The following is a 15,868-nucleotide window of genomic DNA, read 5'->3' on the forward strand; positions in this document are numbered from 1 at the left end:
ATGCGCCGCCGCGCCAGCGGTCGAAAGAGAAGACCATGAAAGACACCATTCGCCAGCTGATCCAACAAGCCATCACCCAACTCGTCAACGAAGGTGTGTTGCCTGAAGGCCTGACGCCGGCGATCCAGGTGGAAAACTCTCGCGATAAGAAGAACGGCGACTTCGCCAGCAACATCGCCATGATGCTGGCCAAGCCTGCCGGCATGAAGCCGCGTGACCTGGCCGAGAAAATCATCGCCGCGCTGCCGGCTGACGAAAATGTCACCAAGGCCGAAATCGCCGGCCCCGGCTTCCTCAACTTCTTCCAGAACACCGATGCCCTGGCGACCCGCCTGGACGCCGCCCTGGCCGATGAGCACATCGGCGTTCGCAAGGCCGGCCCGGTGCAACGCACGGTGGTTGACCTGTCGGCCCCGAACCTGGCCAAGGAAATGCACGTCGGCCACCTGCGCTCGACCATCATCGGCGACGGCGTGGCACGGGTGCTCGAGTTCCTCGGCGACGAAGTGATCCGCCAGAACCACGTTGGCGACTGGGGCACCCAGTTCGGCATGTTGATGGCCTATCTGCAGGAAAACCCGATCACCAGCGACGAGCTGTCGGACCTGGAAAACTTCTACCGCGCCGCCAAGCAGCGCTTCGACGAATCCGAAGAATTCGCCGATCGCGCCCGTGGCCTGGTGGTCAAGTTGCAGGCCGGTGACCCGGACTGCCTGGCGCTGTGGACCAAGTTCAAGGACATCTCGCTGTCCCACTGCCAGAAAATCTACGAGCTGTTGAACGTCAAGCTGACCATGGCTGACGTGATGGGCGAAAGCGCCTACAACGACGACTTGATCAACGTGGTCAACGACCTCAAGGCCGCTGGCATGCTGGTCGAGAGCAATGGCGCCCAGTGCGTGTTCCTCGATGAATTCAAGAACGCCGACGGCGATCCGCTGCCGGTGATCATCGTCAAGGCCGATGGTGGCTACCTCTACGCCACCACCGACCTGGCCGCCGTGCGCTACCGCAGCGGCAAGCTCAAGGCCGACCGCGCCTTGTACTTCGTCGACCAGCGTCAGGCCCTGCACTTCCAGCAAGTGTTCGCCGTGGCGCGCAAGGCCGGCTTCGTGACCCACCCGATGGACATGGAGCACATGGGCTTCGGCACCATGAACGGCGCTGATGGCCGCCCGTTCAAGACCCGCGATGGCGGCACCGTGAAGCTGATCGATCTGCTGACCGAAGCCCAGGAACGCGCCTACACCCTGGTCAAGGACAAGAACCCGGAACTGGCCGAAGCCGAGCTGCGCAACATCGCCAGGGTCGTGGGCATCGGCGCGGTGAAATACGCCGACCTGTCCAAGCACCGCACCAGCGACTACAGCTTCAACTTCGACCTGATGCTGAACTTCGAAGGCAACACCGCCCCGTACCTGCTGTATGCGTATACCCGCGTGGCCGGCGTGTTCCGCAAACTCGGCAAGGACTTCAGCGAAGTCGACGGCCAGATCGTCCTCGAAGCGCCCCACGAACACGAACTGGCGGCAAAACTCGCGCAATTCGGCGAAGTGCTGAATAACGTGGCTGAAAAAGGCACGCCGCACATTCTCTGCACTTATCTGTATGACGTCGCCGGCCTGTTCTCCAGCTTCTACGAGAACTGCCCGATCCTCGCCGCCGATACCCCGGCGCAAATGCAGAGCCGCCTTCGCCTCGCCGCGCTGACCGGACGCACCCTCAAGCAAGGCCTGGAACTCTTGGGCCTGGAAACTCTGGAGCGTATGTAAGTTGGCTGCCAAGAAAAAACCTGCACCCAAGCGTGGCGCCAGCCGTTACCAAGCTCCAGCGAAGCAGCCGATTCCGGGTTGGCTGTGGATGGCCATCGGCCTGACGGTCGGCGCATTCATCGTATTCCTGATGAAGCTGGAGCCGGGCAAGGGCAGCGATACGGTCAAACGCGAGAAGGTGGAGCAACAACAGCAGAAAGCCACCAAGATCGCCGAGGCCAACAAGACCCCGCCGAGCCCGACGCAACCGGTGAAGCCGAAGTACGACTTCTACACCTTGCTGCCGGAATCGGAAGTCATCGTGCCGCCGGATGCCGTGCCGGAAAAAACCCTGCCGACGCCGCAAGTGCCGGCCGTTCCGACGACGCCGGTTACACCGGCGGAAGCGGCGAAGATCGACACCGCCCGCGCTCAGGCGGCGCTGTCCGGTATCACGCCGCCACCCGCGCCACCCGTCACCAAAGCCGCGCCGGTGACCAAGTTCTTCCTCCAGGCGGGTTCGTTCCGAAAGCAAACTGACGCCGACAAGGTTCGTGCGCAGATCATCCTGCTCGGCCAGGCGGTGGCGGTCGAATCCGGCACAGTGAAAGACGAGACCTGGTATCGGGTTCTGGTCGGACCGTTCAGCAACCGCGAACAACTGACCACCGCCCAGAAACAACTGGCCGGCGCCGGCTTCAGCAACCTGTTGTTACAACAGCGCCAGAGCCGATAACGCCCCTTGCGGCGAGGGAGCTTGCTCCCGCTGGAGTGCGGAGCACTCCCAAAACCAGCATTTGCGGTCCATGAGGCAGACCGCGGGGACCGGGTTTGTGGCTGCTTCGCAGCCAAGCGGGAGCAAGCTCCCTCGCCACAACGGTGACAGCGGCACTCCATCACCATCGCAATACACCACTCGTCCCCTCTCCCGTCCTACAGTTGAAATCCACTTCACCACCCCCATATGAGTGGGCATAAGGCATTTTCGCCCCGCTGCGTGGAGACTCTTCCCTTGACCACCATCGTTTCAGTTCGCCGCCACGGCAAAGTCGTCATGGGCGGCGACGGCCAGGTATCCCTTGGCAATACCGTGATGAAAGGCAACGCGAAAAAAGTTCGCCGCCTGTACCACGGTCAGGTCATCGCCGGTTTTGCCGGCGCCACCGCTGACGCCTTTACCCTGTTCGAACGTTTCGAAGGCCAGCTGGAAAAGCATCAGGGCCACCTGGTTCGTGCCGCCGTCGAACTCGCCAAAGAATGGCGAACCGACCGTTCACTGAGCCGCCTCGAAGCCATGCTCGCCGTCGCCAACAAAGACGCCTCGCTGATCATCACCGGCAACGGCGATGTGGTTGAACCTGAAGATGGCTTGATCGCCATGGGCTCCGGTGGCGCTTACGCCCAGGCCGCCGCCAGCGCACTGCTGAAGAAAACCGATCTGTCGGCCCGGGAAATCGTCGAGACCGCCCTGGGCATTGCCGGCGACATCTGTGTATTCACCAACCACACCCAGACCATTGAGGAGCAGGACTGCGCCGAATAAGTCCGCTCCGGCCATCGCGCCACGGCTCATTCTTGCTTGAGGTCCGCCAAATACTATGTCCATGACTCCCCGTGAAATCGTCCACGAACTCAATCGCCATATCATCGGCCAGGACGATGCCAAGCGCGCCGTCGCCATTGCCCTGCGCAATCGCTGGCGCCGGATGCAGCTGCCCGAAGAGCTGCGCGTTGAAGTCACCCCGAAAAACATTCTGATGATCGGCCCGACCGGTGTCGGTAAAACCGAAATCGCCCGTCGCCTGGCCAAACTGGCCAACGCACCGTTCATCAAGGTCGAAGCCACCAAGTTCACTGAAGTCGGCTACGTCGGCCGCGACGTCGAATCGATCATTCGTGACCTGGCCGATGCGGCGATCAAACTGCTGCGCGAACAGGAAATCATCAAGGTTCGCCACCGCGCCGAAGACGCCGCTGAAGAGCGCATCCTCGACGCGCTGCTGCCGCCACCGCGCATGGGCTTCAGCAACGACGATGCCCCGACCTCGGATTCCAACACCCGTCAGCTGTTCCGCAAGCGCCTGCGCGAAGGTCAACTGGATGACAAGGAGATCGAAATCGAAGTCGCCGAAATCGCCGGCGTCGATATCTCCGCGCCACCGGGCATGGAAGAAATGACCAACCAATTGCAGAGCCTGTTCGCCAACATGGGCAAAGGCAAACGCAAGAGCCGCAAGCTCAAGGTCAAGGAAGCGCTGAAAATGGTGCGCGACGAAGAAGCCAGTCGCCTGGTCAACGATGAAGAGTTGAAGGCCAAGGCACTGGAAGCGGTCGAGCAGCACGGCATCGTGTTCATCGACGAAATCGACAAGGTCGCCAAGCGCGGCAATGTCGGCGGCGCCGATGTGTCCCGCGAGGGTGTGCAGCGCGACTTGCTGCCACTGATCGAAGGTTGCACCGTCAACACCAAACTGGGCATGGTCAAAACCGACCACATCCTGTTCATCGCCTCGGGCGCTTTCCACCTGAGCAAGCCGAGCGATCTGGTGCCGGAGCTGCAAGGTCGCCTGCCGATTCGTGTCGAACTGAAGGCACTGTCGCCGGAAGACTTCGAACGCATTCTCAGCGAACCGCACGCTTCGCTTACCGAGCAATACTGTGCACTGCTGAAAACCGAAGGCCTGACCATCGAGTTCCAGCCAAGCGGCATCAAACGCATTGCGGAAATCGCCTGGCAGGTCAACGAGAAAACCGAAAACATCGGTGCCCGTCGTCTGCACACGCTGCTTGAGCGCCTGCTTGAAGAAGTGTCGTTCAGCGCCGGCGACCTGGCCAGTGCCCATGACGACAAGGCGATCCAGATCGACGCTGACTACGTCAACAGCCACCTCGGCGAATTGGCGCAGAACGAAGACCTGTCCCGTTATATCCTGTAAGCAACACTTGTAGGAGCGAGCCTGCTCGCGATGAACCCGAGAGCGACGCGTTTGTTCAGACAACACGCGTTATCGTTAACGGCCATCGCGAGCAAGCTCGCTCCTACAGGGTTCCACCCCTAACGGAACTCAGGTCATGACCCAACTTCCCACCGACATCAAACTGCACAAAGCCTCGAAAACCCTGACGCTCAAATACGCGACCGGCGAGGAATTCACCCTGCCCGCCGAATTCCTTCGCGTGCACTCTCCTTCCGCCGAAGTCCAGGGCCACGGCAAACCCATCCTGCAATTTGGCAAAATCAACGTAGGCCTGAACAAGATAGAACCGGCCGGTCAGTACGCACTGAAATTGACCTTCGATGACGGCCATGACAGCGGCCTGTTCACCTGGGAATACCTCTATGAGCTGGGGCGCCGTCATGACGCACTCTGGGAGGATTATCTTGCCGAGCTCAAAGCTGCCGGAAAAACCCGCGACCCGAACGAATCCGTCGTCAAGCTGATGCTCTAGCCTGAGCCTCTTGCTCTTTAGAGGGCATTTTCTAATTTCATCTGTTTGAATGCTTGGCCGTAAGGTCAGTCATTGGCCTGCTTGCGAAAAAAATTAAACTCGGGTAACCAATGGAGCTGGCAAGTTCCCTGCAGTGTTCTCTGCGAAACAAAAGCAGCGATGCAGCACTAACGGTCACCCGAGCAGTAGTACCTGGCATTGGCTGTGTAGCTGCACAGCAGGCCCCGGGTACTCGTCTCAGGACAATGGAGCGTCGTAGATGAGTAACAAGAATAACGATGACTTGAAGTATCAGGCCTCGGAAAACACCTTGGGACTGAATCCTGTCGTTGGACTGCGTGGAAAGGATCTACTGGCTTCTGCTCGAATGGTGCTCAGGCAGGCCATCAAACAACCGGTGCACAGCGCCAAGCATGTTGCGCACTTCGGCCTTGAACTCAAGAACGTGCTGTTCGGCAAATCCGCACTGCAACCGGGCAGCGACGACCGTCGCTTCGCCGATCCGGCCTGGAGCCAGAACCCACTCTACAAACGCTACCTGCAAACCTACCTGGCGTGGCGCAAGGAACTCCACGACTGGATCGATGACAGCAAACTCTCGGCCAGTGACGCCGCTCGCGGGCACTTCGTGATCAACCTCATGACCGAAGCCATGGCCCCGACCAACACGGCGGCCAACCCGGCGGCCGTCAAACGCTTCTTCGAAACCGGCGGCAAGAGCCTGCTCGATGGTCTTTCGCATATGGCCAAGGACCTTGTGCACAACGGCGGCATGCCGAGCCAGGTTAACATGGGCGCGTTCGAGGTCGGCAAGAGCCTCGGCGTGACCGACGGTGCAGTGGTCTTTCGCAACGATGTGCTGGAGCTGATCCAGTACAAGCCGATTACCGAGCAAGTCCACGAGCGTCCATTGCTGGTGGTGCCGCCACAGATCAACAAGTTCTACGTTTTCGACCTGAGCCCGGACAAGAGCCTGGCGCGGTTTTGCCTGCGCAATAATGTGCAGACCTTCATCGTCAGCTGGCGCAACCCGACCAAGGAACAGCGCGAGTGGGGTCTGTCGACCTACATCGAGGCGCTCAAGGAAGCGGTCGACGTGGTCACCGCCATCACCGGCAGCAAAGATGTGAACATGCTCGGCGCCTGCTCCGGTGGTATCACCTGCACCGCCCTGCTAGGCCACTACGCTGCAATCGGCGAGAACAAGGTCAACGCCCTCACCCTGCTGGTCAGCGTGCTCGATACCACGCTGGACAGCGACGTCGCCCTGTTCGTCAACGAGCAGACCCTCGAAGCCGCCAAGCGCCACTCCTACCAGGCCGGCGTACTGGAAGGCCGCGACATGGCGAAAGTCTTTGCGTGGATGCGTCCCAACGACCTGATCTGGAACTACTGGGTCAACAACTACCTGTTGGGCAACGAACCGCCGGTGTTCGACATCCTGTTCTGGAACAACGACACCACCCGGTTGCCCGCCGCGTTCCATGGCGACCTGATCGAGATGTTCAAAAACAACCCGCTGATTCGCCCCAATGCACTGGAAGTGTGCGGCACGCCCATCGACCTGAAGCAGGTCACGGCCGACATCTTTTCCCTGGCCGGCACCAACGACCACATCACCCCGTGGAAGTCCTGCTACAAGTCGGCGCAACTGTTCGGCGGCAATGTCGAGTTCGTGCTGTCCAGCAGCGGGCATATCCAGAGCATCCTGAACCCGCCGGGCAATCCGAAATCCCGTTACATGACCAGCACCGAAATGGCTGCCAATGCCGAGGAGTGGCAAGAGAATTCCACCAAGCACACCGACTCCTGGTGGCTGCACTGGCAGGCCTGGCAGGCCCAGCGTTCGGGCGAACTGAAAAAGGCCCCGGCGAAACTGGGCAACAAGGCTTTTCCGGCAGGCGAGACTGCGCCAGGCACTTACGTACACGAGCGGTAACTGACGCACCCCGCACTTCCTGTAGGCGCGAGCTCGCTCGCGATGGACGTTAACGAAAACGCATGCTGTCTGAATTAACGCGTTGCCTTAACATTTTTCGCAAGCAGGCTCGCGCCTACAGGGGTCGGGGATGAATTCATAAACAGGGCCAGAAGCATGCCGCAACCGTTCATATTTCGTACCGTCGACCTGGATGGCCAGACCCTCCGCACGGCGGTACGCCCCGGCAAGCCTCACTTGACGCCCTTGCTGATTTTCAACGGCATCGGCGCCAACCTGGAGCTGGTGTTTCCGTTCGTCGCGGCACTGGACCCGGACCTGGAAGTCATCGCTTTCGACGTGCCCGGTGTCGGTGGCTCTTCGACGCCGAATCGACCGTATCGCTTTCCGGGCCTGGCCAAACTGACGGCACGCATGCTCGACTACCTCGACTACGGGCAGGTCAACGTCATCGGCGTGTCCTGGGGCGGCGCCCTTGCCCAGCAGTTCGCCTACGACTATCCGGAGCGCTGCAAGAAACTGGTGCTGGCCGCCACCGCCGCAGGCGCGGTGATGGTGCCGGGCAAGCCGAAAGTGCTGTGGATGATGGCCAGTCCGAGGCGCTACATCCAGCCGTCGCACGTGATTCGCATTGCACCGATGATCTACGGCGGCTCATTTCGCCGCGACCCGACACTGGCCGCGAGCCATGCGGCAAAAGTGCGTTCGGCAGGCAAGCTCGGTTACTACTGGCAACTGTTTGCCGGCCTCGGCTGGACCAGCATCCACTGGCTGCACAAGATCCATCAGCCGACCCTGGTACTGGCGGGCGATGACGATCCGTTGATCCCGCTGATCAACATGCGCTTGCTGGCCTGGCGGATTCCCAATGCCCAGCTGCACATCATCGATGACGGCCATCTGTTTTTGATCACACGAGCCGAAGCGGTGGCGCCGATCATCATGAAATTCCTCGAAGAAGAACGACAACGCGCCGTGATGCATCCTCACCCGGCGCCATTGGGCGGTTAGCGGCTCATTGACGGGCGGCAGGACGCCGCGCCGCGCAACAACCCGAAACAGCGTCTATGGTGTTCTGGTTCGGTTGTGTGTTTTTGGCCTGAAAACGAAGGAGTGTTGACTCATGCGTGACAAACCAGCGCGGGACACTTTGCCCACTCCCGCCGCGTTCATCAACGCACAGAGTGCGATTACCGGCCTGCGCGGCCGGGATCTGATTTCGACCCTGCGCAGCGTTGCCGCCCATGGCCTGCGCAACCCGGTGCACAGCGCCCGGCACGCCCTGAAACTGGGCGGGCAGCTGGGCCGTGTGCTGCTCGGTGAGACCCTGCACCCGACCAATCCACAGGACAGCCGTTTCGCCGACCCGGCCTGGAGCCTCAACCCGTTTTACCGTCGCAGCTTGCAGGCCTACCTGGCTTGGCAAAAGCAGGTCAAGAGCTGGATCGACGACAGCAACATGAGCCCGGACGATCGTGCCCGCGCGCATTTCGCCTTCGCCCTGCTCAACGATGCCGTGTCACCGTCCAACAGCCTGCTCAATCCACTGGCGATCAAGGAGATCTTCAACTCCGGCGGCAACAGCCTGGTGCGCGGGATCGGTCACCTGGTGGATGACTTGCTGCACAACGACGGCCTGCCCCGGCAAGTCACCAAACAGGCTTTCGAAGTCGGCAAGACCGTCGCCACCACCACCGGCGCCGTGGTGTTTCGCAACGAATTGCTGGAACTGATCCAGTACAAGCCGATGAGCGAAAAGCAGTATTCCAAGCCGCTGCTGGTGGTTCCGCCGCAGATCAACAAGTACTACATTTTCGACCTGAGCCCGCACAACAGCTTTGTCCAGTTCGCCCTCAAGAACAGCCTGCAAACCTTCGTGATCAGCTGGCGCAACCCGGATGTGCGTCACCGCGAATGGGGCCTGTCGACCTACGTCGAGGCGGTTGAAGAAGCCATGAATGTGTGCCGGGCGATCACCGGTGCCCGCGAAGTCAACCTGATGGGCGCCTGCGCCGGCGGGCTGACCATCGCTGCGTTGCAAGGTCACTTGCAAGCCAAACGGCAACTGCGCCGGGTCTCCAGCGCGACGTATCTGGTGAGCCTGCTCGACAGTCAGCTGGACTCGCCAGCGACCCTGTTCGCCGACGAACAGACCCTGGAAGCCGCCAAGCGTCGTTCCTACCAGAAAGGCGTGCTCGACGGTCGCGACATGGCCAAGGTGTTCGCCTGGATGCGACCCAACGACTTGATCTGGAGCTATTTCGTCAACAACTACCTGTTGGGCAAAGAACCCCCGGCGTTCGACATCCTCTACTGGAACAACGACAACACGCGCTTGCCGGCGGCCCTGCATGGCGACCTGCTGGATTTTTTCAAGCACAACCCGCTCACCCACCCGGGCGGCCTGGAAGTGTGTGGCACGCCGATCGACTTGCAGAAGGTCACCGTCGACAGCTTCAGCGTGGCCGGTATCAATGACCACATCACACCGTGGGACGCGGTGTATCGCTCGACGCTGCTGCTCGGGGGTGATCGCCGCTTCGTGCTGTCCAACAGCGGACACGTGCAGAGCATTCTCAACCCGCCGAACAACCCGAAAGCCAACTACGTCGAGAACGGCAAACTGAGCAGTGATCCACGGGCCTGGTACTACGATGCCAAGCACGTCGATGGCAGCTGGTGGACCCCGTGGCTGAGCTGGATTCAGGAACGCTCGGGGGCGCTAAAGGAAACCCAGATGGCCCTCGGCAACCAGAACTATCCACCCATGGAGGCGGCACCCGGTACTTACGTGCGCGTGCGCTGACACTCAACGACCCACGGCCCCGACCGGCCGTGGCATCACCCGATCAATAAGAAGACTGGATGAAAACCCGCGACCGCATCCTCGAATGTGCCCTGCAGTTGTTCAATCAGAAGGGCGAACCAAACGTCTCCACCATGGAAGTTGCCAACGAAATGGGCATCAGCCCCGGCAACCTCTACTACCACTTCCACGGCAAGGAGCCGCTGATTCTCGGGTTGTTCGAACGCTTCCAGAATGAGCTGGCCCCGCTGCTCGACCCGCCATCGGACGTTGAACTGGCACCGGAAGATTACTGGCTGTTCCTGCACCTGATCGTCGAACGCCTGGCCCACTACCGGTTTCTGTTCCAGGACCTGTCGAACCTGGCCGGCCGCCTGCCGAAGCTGGCCAAGGGCATCCGCAACCTGCTCAATGCACTCAAGCGCACGCTGGCGTCGTTACTGGCGCGATTGAAAGCCCAGGGGCAATTGGTCAGCGACACCCAGGCGCTGGGGCAACTGGTGGAGCAGATCACCATGACGCTGCTGTTCTCGCTGGACTATCAACGGATTCTCGATCGCGAAGGTGAAGTGCGATTGGTGGTCTACCAGATCATGATGCTGGTGGCGCCTCATCTGCTGCCGCCGATCAAGGTGGCGACGGAGCGACTCGCGATGCAGTACCTGGAAGACCACGACTAATGCTGATCACACCTATCCCTGTGGGAGCGAGCCTGCTCGCGATGGCGGTGTGTCAGTAGGCAAAATTTTTGAATGTGATGGCCTCATCGCGAGCAGGGCTCGCTCCCACATCAGGTTTGTGGTGCTTTCAAAATGCTGCACAAACAAAAACGCCCGGCCTTGGCAGGCCGGGCGTTCTTTTGAGCCCTGAAAAAATCAGGACTGACTGGTTGGCGTCGAAGGTGCCGGCGCGGCAGTCGGGGTTACAGCAGGGGTCGGCGCGGTCGCGGAGTTCGACGAGCTGACCGGTGCTGCCGGCGTTGCGGCAGCCACTGCTGGTTTTGGTGCGGCAGCTTTTGGAGCGGCCGGTTTTTTCACCACTGGCTTCTTCGCAGCGGCAGGTTTTGCTGCTGGTTTGGCTGCCGGCTTGGCCGCTGCGGTTTTCGCTGCAGGCTTGGCGGCGGCAGGCTTGGCAGCAGGTTTAGCGGCGGCTTTTGCGGCAACCGGTTTAGCCGCTGGTTTGGCTGCAGCGGGTTTGGCAGCGGCCGTTTTCGCCGCTGGCTTGGCAGCCGGTTTAGCCGCCGCTTTAGCCAGTGGCTTGGCAGCGGTTTTGGCGGCTGGTTTAGCCGCTGGTTTGGCGGCCGCGGTTTTCGCCGCGACAGGCGCAACCTTGGCACCGGTGAGCTTTTCGATCTGCTTGGTCAGGGTATCGACCTTGCTGTGCAGTGCCTTGACTTCGTTGCGGCTCGGTACGCCCAGGCGCGAGATAGCGCTGTTCAGACGCTTGTCGAAAGCGCCTTCCAGCTCGTCCCACTTGCCCAGTGCACGATCTTTCACGCCGCTGATGCGCGACTTGGCCGAAGAAGCGGAGTCCTTGGCGGCGTCGACAGTTTTGCCAACCGCGCTCTTGGTCAGCTTCTCGGCTTTTTCGCCGTCCTTAACCAATGCATCGAAGAGTTTGCTGCCGTCAGTGTCGATCTTCGAGTACACGCCTAAACCCGCCAGCCAGATTTTTCGGGAGTAGTCTTCGACTTTCCCGATCCACGAGCTGCCTTCTTTTTCAGTATTCTTTTTGCCAGCCATCCCGTTCTCCTTAAGATTTACGCGCGACGCGTTCGAGCAATGCCGTCAGCTCATCGAGCTTGGCAGAGAGTGTCTCAACGTCATGTTTAGACGGAATGCCGATACGATTCAAGGCACTTGCGACACGCGTGTCGAACGCCTTCTCCACTTTGTCGAGTTGAACTTCGACCTTGCCTTTGAAAGTGCGCACTTCGTCTTTTGCTTCATCGATCTCGGCATTCGCCGCTTCAAGCTTTTCAGTGACCGCTTTTTTGCCTTTCTTTTCAACAGTTTGACCAGCCTTGATCAACTCTTGAAAGTAGTCGCTGCCCTCTTGGCCAACCTTGGTGTAGGCACCCAGGCCTGCCAGCCAGATCTTGCGGGCATAGGATTTGACGTCGCTCAGGGCGGTGGTCGATGCGTCGATTTTTTTCTTCAAAATAACTTTGGCCATGGTGCACCTCACGCGCAAAAGGTTTGAGGAACTGCCCGTGAAAGTGTCGGGCTCTGGCACAAAGTAGGGAGAAAAATTAGAAACGGCACCCTAACAACTGACATAAACAGCAAGCAGAGCAAACACGAAACCTGTGAGAGCGGGCTTGCCCGCGATGGCGGTGGGTCATCCAATAAAGATGCTGGATGTGCCGGCCTCATCGCGGGCAAGCCCGCTCCCACAGGGACCTCATTTCATGGAAAGCACCTGATCAGGCCAAAGCTTTATCCAGCGCCTTTTCGATTTCCGATTTGATCATGCCGCTCATGGCCGACATCATCAGGCCAAGTTCCACATCGACCTTGATCGAATCGTCACTGACATGCACTGCGCCTTTCACACCCGAACGCTTGAGGTTCAAGGTGTCGCCAGACCACTGCGGCTCAAGGCCATATTGATCGGAAAGTTTCTGCGCCAGCTTGTTGGCCTTCTCGCGAGCCGCTTCCTTACCCAGGCCGTGGGCACGCTCAACACTAATATGGGCCATCGAATGACTCCTGCTTTATGAATGCTTGTTCGGTGAATCTTGACCACTGATGCGGCAAAACGTCCCGAGGGTGATCCATCTTACCTTCAGCCTTGCCAAGACAAAGCATCCCTTGGGGATTAGAATGTCGCGCATTCTATTTTGGTGACAGCGATATGACTGATCAGCGCAAAGGCAGCGATGCCGAACCCACCACTCACTTCGGCTTCAAAAACGTTCCGGAAAGCCAGAAAGCGGAAAAAGTCGCTGAGGTTTTCCATTCGGTAGCCGCCAAGTACGACTTGATGAACGACCTCCTGTCGGGTGGCATGCACCGCCTGTGGAAGCGTTTTGCGATCGAATTGTCGGGTGTACGCACAGGCAATCGCGTGCTGGACATCGCCGGCGGTACCGGCGACCTGACCCGCAAGTTCTCGCACCTCGTTGGCCCGACCGGCCAGGTCGTGTTGGCCGACATCAATGAATCCATGCTCAAGGTCGGTCGTGACCGCCTGCTGGACCTCGGTGTGGCCGGCAACGTTGAATTCGTCCAGGCCGACGCGGAAAAACTGCCGTTCCCGGACAACCACTTCGACTGCGTGACCATCGCCTTCGGTCTGCGCAACGTCACGCACAAGGAAGATGCCCTGCGTTCGATGCTTCGCGTACTCAAGCCAGGCGGCCGCCTGTTGGTGCTGGAGTTCTCCAAGCCGACCAACGCGCTGATGTCCAAAGCCTACGACGCCTACTCGTTCGCCTTCATGCCGCTGATGGGCAAGCTGATCACCAACGATTCGGAAAGCTATCGCTACCTGGCCGAATCGATCCGCATGCACCCGAATCAGGAAACCCTGAAGTCGATGATGGTCGAGGCCGGTTTCGACCGCGTGACCTATCACAACATGACCGCGGGCATCGTCGCCCTGCACCGCGGCATCAAGCCCTGATGCTGCTCGCCGGCCTGCTCGCCAGCGTTGAACTCGGTCTGAACCGGGTGCTGCGCCTCGACAGCACGGCGCTGCCGCGGCTGGCGCATTTGAGCGGCAGGGTGATTGCCGTCGATTGCCGCAGCCCGGCGTTTCAAGTGTTCATCCTGCCCAGCGACGAAGGCCTGATGCTGGCTTCCCAGTGGGAAACCGGTGCCGACTGCACCTTGCGGGCCCCGGCCTCGAGCCTGCTGAAACTGGCGATGAGCAAGGACAAGACGTCGGTGTTGCATGGGCCCGAGGTCGAGCTCGAGGGTGACAGCGGCGTGCTGCTGGAGCTGGCAGCCATCCTTCAGGACCTGGAGCTGGACTGGGAGTACGAACTCTCACGCTGGCTCGGCCCTGTCGCCACACAACTGGTCGGTGGTCACCTGCGCAGCCGCGCCCGCTGGTATCAGCAAGGGTTCGCCAGCCTGGGCCAGAACCTTGGCGAATACCTGGCCGAAGAATCGCGCACCCTCGTCGGTCAGCGCGAAGCCGAAGCCCGATTCAGTGAACTGGACCAGATCAAGCTCGATCTGGAACGTCTCGAGGCGCGTTTCGAGCGCCTTTCCCGATCCCTCGACCCAAGCGATAACGCATGAAGCTGCTTGCCGTCCGCCGTTTGTTGCGCATCCAGCGCGTCGTGATCCGCTACCGCCTCGATGACCTGCTGTTCGCCCTGCCGCTGCCCTGGTTTCTGCGGGCGCTGCGTTACGCCCTGCCGTGGCGCTGGTTCCCGCGCAAGACGCTGGACCTGAGCCGGGGCGCACGACTGCGCCTGGCGATGCAGGACCTGGGGCCGATTTTCATCAAGTTCGGACAGATCCTGTCCACCCGCCGCGACTTGCTGCCCGAAGACATCGCCGATGAGCTGATGAAGCTGCAGGACCGCGTCCCGCCGTTCGATTCGCAGCTGTCGGTCAAGCTGATCGAAGAGCAGCTGGGCAAGAAAATCAGCGAAGTCTTCAGCCGTTTCGATGTCGAACCGCTGGCCTCGGCCTCGGTGGCGCAGGTGCACGCCGCGCAGCTGAAAACCGGCGAAGAAGTCGTGGTCAAAGTGATTCGTCCAGGGCTGAAACCGGTGATCGCCCAGGATCTGGCGTGGCTGTTCATCCTCGCCCGCGCCGCCGAAAAACTCTCCGCCGACGCTCGCCTGCTGCACCCGGTGGACGTGGTCAGCGACTACGAAAAAACCATCTACGACGAACTCGACCTGCTGCGCGAAGCCGCCAACGCCAGCCAGCTGAAGCGCAACTTCGACGGTTCGCCGTTGCTGTATGTGCCGCAGGTCTATTGGGACTGGTGCCGGCCGAAAGTGCTGGTGATGGAGCGCATCTACGGCATCCAGGTCACCGATCTGGCGACCCTGGCCGACCAGCGCACCGACATGAAGATGCTGGCCGAACGCGGCGTGGAGATTTTCTTCACCCAGGTGTTCCGCGACAGCTTCTTCCACGCCGACATGCACCCTGGCAACATCTTCGTCAGCACCGTGAACCCGTGGAGTCCGCAGTACATTGCGATCGACTGCGGCATCGTCGGCAGCCTGACCCCGGAAGACCAGGATTACCTGGCCCGCAACCTGTTCGCGTTCTTCAAGCGTGATTACCGTCGCGTGGCGCAATTGCACATCGACTCGGGCTGGGTGCCGGCGGAGACCAAGCTCAACGAGTTCGAAGCGGCGATCCGTACCGTGTGCGAGCCGATTTTCGAAAAACCGTTAAAAGATATTTCATTCGGCCAGGTGCTGATGCGCCTGTTCCAGACCGCGCGGCGCTTCAACATGGAAGTGCAGCCGCAACTCGTACTGCTGCAAAAAACCCTGCTGAACATCGAAGGCCTGGGCCGTCAGCTGTATCCGGACCTCGACCTGTGGAACACCGCCCAGCCGTTCCTGGAGCGCTGGATGCGCGAGCGGGTCAGCCCCAAAGCCTTGCTCGGCAATGTGCAGAGCCAGTTCGAGCAGATCCCGCACCTGGCCAACATGGCCCGCGACCTGCTCGAACGCATGTCCCAACCCCATGCCAACGACCCGCCGCCACCCTGGCATCGACCTCGCGACGACTGGTTCCTGCGCCTGCTCGGTACCGCGCATCTGGCCGGTGGCGCCCTTCTCGCCGCCGGTGGGCCGTTGAACCAGTTGGCGTATTGGCCGGCCGGCATCATGATGGCCGTCGGCTTGTATCTGGTCGTTCGTCGATAGCCGGATTGAGCTGCAAGCGATAAGCTTCAAGCTTCAAGCGATTCGTTAGCACGACGCAGATTGTTTTTTAC

Annotated in this window: 15 protein-coding genes; 12 read left to right on the forward strand and 3 right to left on the reverse strand. The window is 60.3% G+C overall.

Features of this window, described 5'->3' with window-relative positions:
* Nucleotides 1–35 precede the first annotated feature (35 nt).
* From argS to BLV61_RS13445, 9 genes are all read left to right on the forward strand, one after another.
* On the forward strand, nt 36–1,772 hold the full coding sequence (argS, locus tag BLV61_RS13405; protein ID WP_090465649.1) for an arginine--tRNA ligase: 1,737 nt from the start codon (nt 36–38) through the stop codon (nt 1,770–1,772).
* Nucleotide 1,773: 1 nt separating this feature from the next.
* Complete coding sequence (locus tag BLV61_RS13410; protein WP_090465652.1) at nt 1,774–2,487, forward strand: SPOR domain-containing protein; 714 nt, start codon at nt 1,774–1,776, stop codon at nt 2,485–2,487.
* Nucleotides 2,488–2,763: 276 nt separating this feature from the next.
* Nucleotides 2,764–3,294 carry an ATP-dependent protease subunit HslV gene (hslV, locus tag BLV61_RS13415; RefSeq protein ID WP_007975582.1) on the forward strand — a complete coding sequence of 177 codons (531 nt, stop codon included), beginning with the start codon at nt 2,764–2,766 and terminating at the stop codon, nt 3,292–3,294.
* 55 nt (nt 3,295–3,349) lie between these two features.
* Nucleotides 3,350–4,687, forward strand: a complete 1,338-nt coding sequence (gene hslU / locus BLV61_RS13420; protein WP_047536446.1) for an ATP-dependent protease ATPase subunit HslU — start codon at nt 3,350–3,352, stop codon at nt 4,685–4,687.
* A gap of 136 nt (nt 4,688–4,823) precedes the next feature.
* Complete coding sequence (locus BLV61_RS13425; protein ID WP_090465655.1) at nt 4,824–5,201, forward strand: gamma-butyrobetaine hydroxylase family protein; 378 nt, start codon at nt 4,824–4,826, stop codon at nt 5,199–5,201.
* A 259-nt stretch (nt 5,202–5,460) separates the two neighbouring features.
* On the forward strand, nt 5,461–7,140 hold the full coding sequence (gene phaC / locus BLV61_RS13430) for a class II poly(R)-hydroxyalkanoic acid synthase (RefSeq protein ID WP_090465658.1): 1,680 nt from the start codon (nt 5,461–5,463) through the stop codon (nt 7,138–7,140).
* A 156-nt stretch (nt 7,141–7,296) separates the two neighbouring features.
* A complete protein-coding gene (gene phaZ, locus BLV61_RS13435; protein ID WP_047536441.1) occupies nt 7,297–8,151 on the forward strand; it encodes a poly(3-hydroxyalkanoate) depolymerase in 855 nt (284 codons plus the stop codon).
* Nucleotides 8,152–8,263: 112 nt separating this feature from the next.
* Nucleotides 8,264–9,946 carry a class II poly(R)-hydroxyalkanoic acid synthase gene (gene phaC, locus BLV61_RS13440; RefSeq protein ID WP_090465661.1) on the forward strand — a complete coding sequence of 561 codons (1,683 nt, stop codon included), beginning with the start codon at nt 8,264–8,266 and terminating at the stop codon, nt 9,944–9,946.
* 59 nt (nt 9,947–10,005) lie between these two features.
* On the forward strand, nt 10,006–10,626 hold the full coding sequence (locus BLV61_RS13445; RefSeq protein ID WP_047536438.1) for a TetR/AcrR family transcriptional regulator: 621 nt from the start codon (nt 10,006–10,008) through the stop codon (nt 10,624–10,626).
* A 195-nt stretch (nt 10,627–10,821) separates the two neighbouring features.
* On the opposite strand, the gene BLV61_RS13450 is transcribed toward BLV61_RS13445, so the two are convergent.
* The 3 genes from BLV61_RS13450 to BLV61_RS13460 form a co-directional block, all read right to left on the reverse strand.
* A complete protein-coding gene (locus tag BLV61_RS13450; RefSeq protein ID WP_090465664.1) occupies nt 10,822–11,688 on the reverse strand; it encodes a phasin family protein in 867 nt (288 codons plus the stop codon).
* A 10-nt stretch (nt 11,689–11,698) separates the two neighbouring features.
* Complete coding sequence (locus BLV61_RS13455; protein WP_090465668.1) at nt 11,699–12,121, reverse strand: phasin family protein; 423 nt, start codon at nt 12,119–12,121, stop codon at nt 11,699–11,701.
* Nucleotides 12,122–12,371: 250 nt separating this feature from the next.
* Nucleotides 12,372–12,647, reverse strand: a complete 276-nt coding sequence (locus tag BLV61_RS13460) for a polyhydroxyalkanoic acid system family protein (protein ID WP_047536433.1) — start codon at nt 12,645–12,647, stop codon at nt 12,372–12,374.
* A gap of 155 nt (nt 12,648–12,802) precedes the next feature.
* Between BLV61_RS13460 and ubiE the strand changes: the two genes are divergently transcribed.
* From ubiE to ubiB, 3 genes are read left to right on the forward strand one after another with little or no spacing between them, the layout of a single operon-like run.
* On the forward strand, nt 12,803–13,573 hold the full coding sequence (ubiE, locus tag BLV61_RS13465; RefSeq protein ID WP_007989286.1) for a bifunctional demethylmenaquinone methyltransferase/2-methoxy-6-polyprenyl-1,4-benzoquinol methylase UbiE: 771 nt from the start codon (nt 12,803–12,805) through the stop codon (nt 13,571–13,573).
* Nucleotides 13,573–14,196 carry a ubiquinone biosynthesis accessory factor UbiJ gene (locus tag BLV61_RS13470; protein WP_047536431.1) on the forward strand — a complete coding sequence of 208 codons (624 nt, stop codon included), beginning with the start codon at nt 13,573–13,575 and terminating at the stop codon, nt 14,194–14,196. The genes ubiE and BLV61_RS13470 overlap by 1 nt, the downstream gene beginning before the upstream one ends.
* Nucleotides 14,193–15,797, forward strand: coding sequence for a ubiquinone biosynthesis regulatory protein kinase UbiB (ubiB, locus tag BLV61_RS13475; protein ID WP_047536429.1), 1,605 nt, complete (start codon nt 14,193–14,195; stop codon nt 15,795–15,797). Before BLV61_RS13470 ends, ubiB begins: the two co-directional genes overlap by 4 nt.
* Nucleotides 15,798–15,868: the final 71 nt, after the last annotated feature.

It is taken from the genome of Pseudomonas mohnii (assembly GCF_900105115.1).
Lineage (GTDB): Bacteria > Pseudomonadota > Gammaproteobacteria > Pseudomonadales > Pseudomonadaceae > Aquipseudomonas > Aquipseudomonas mohnii.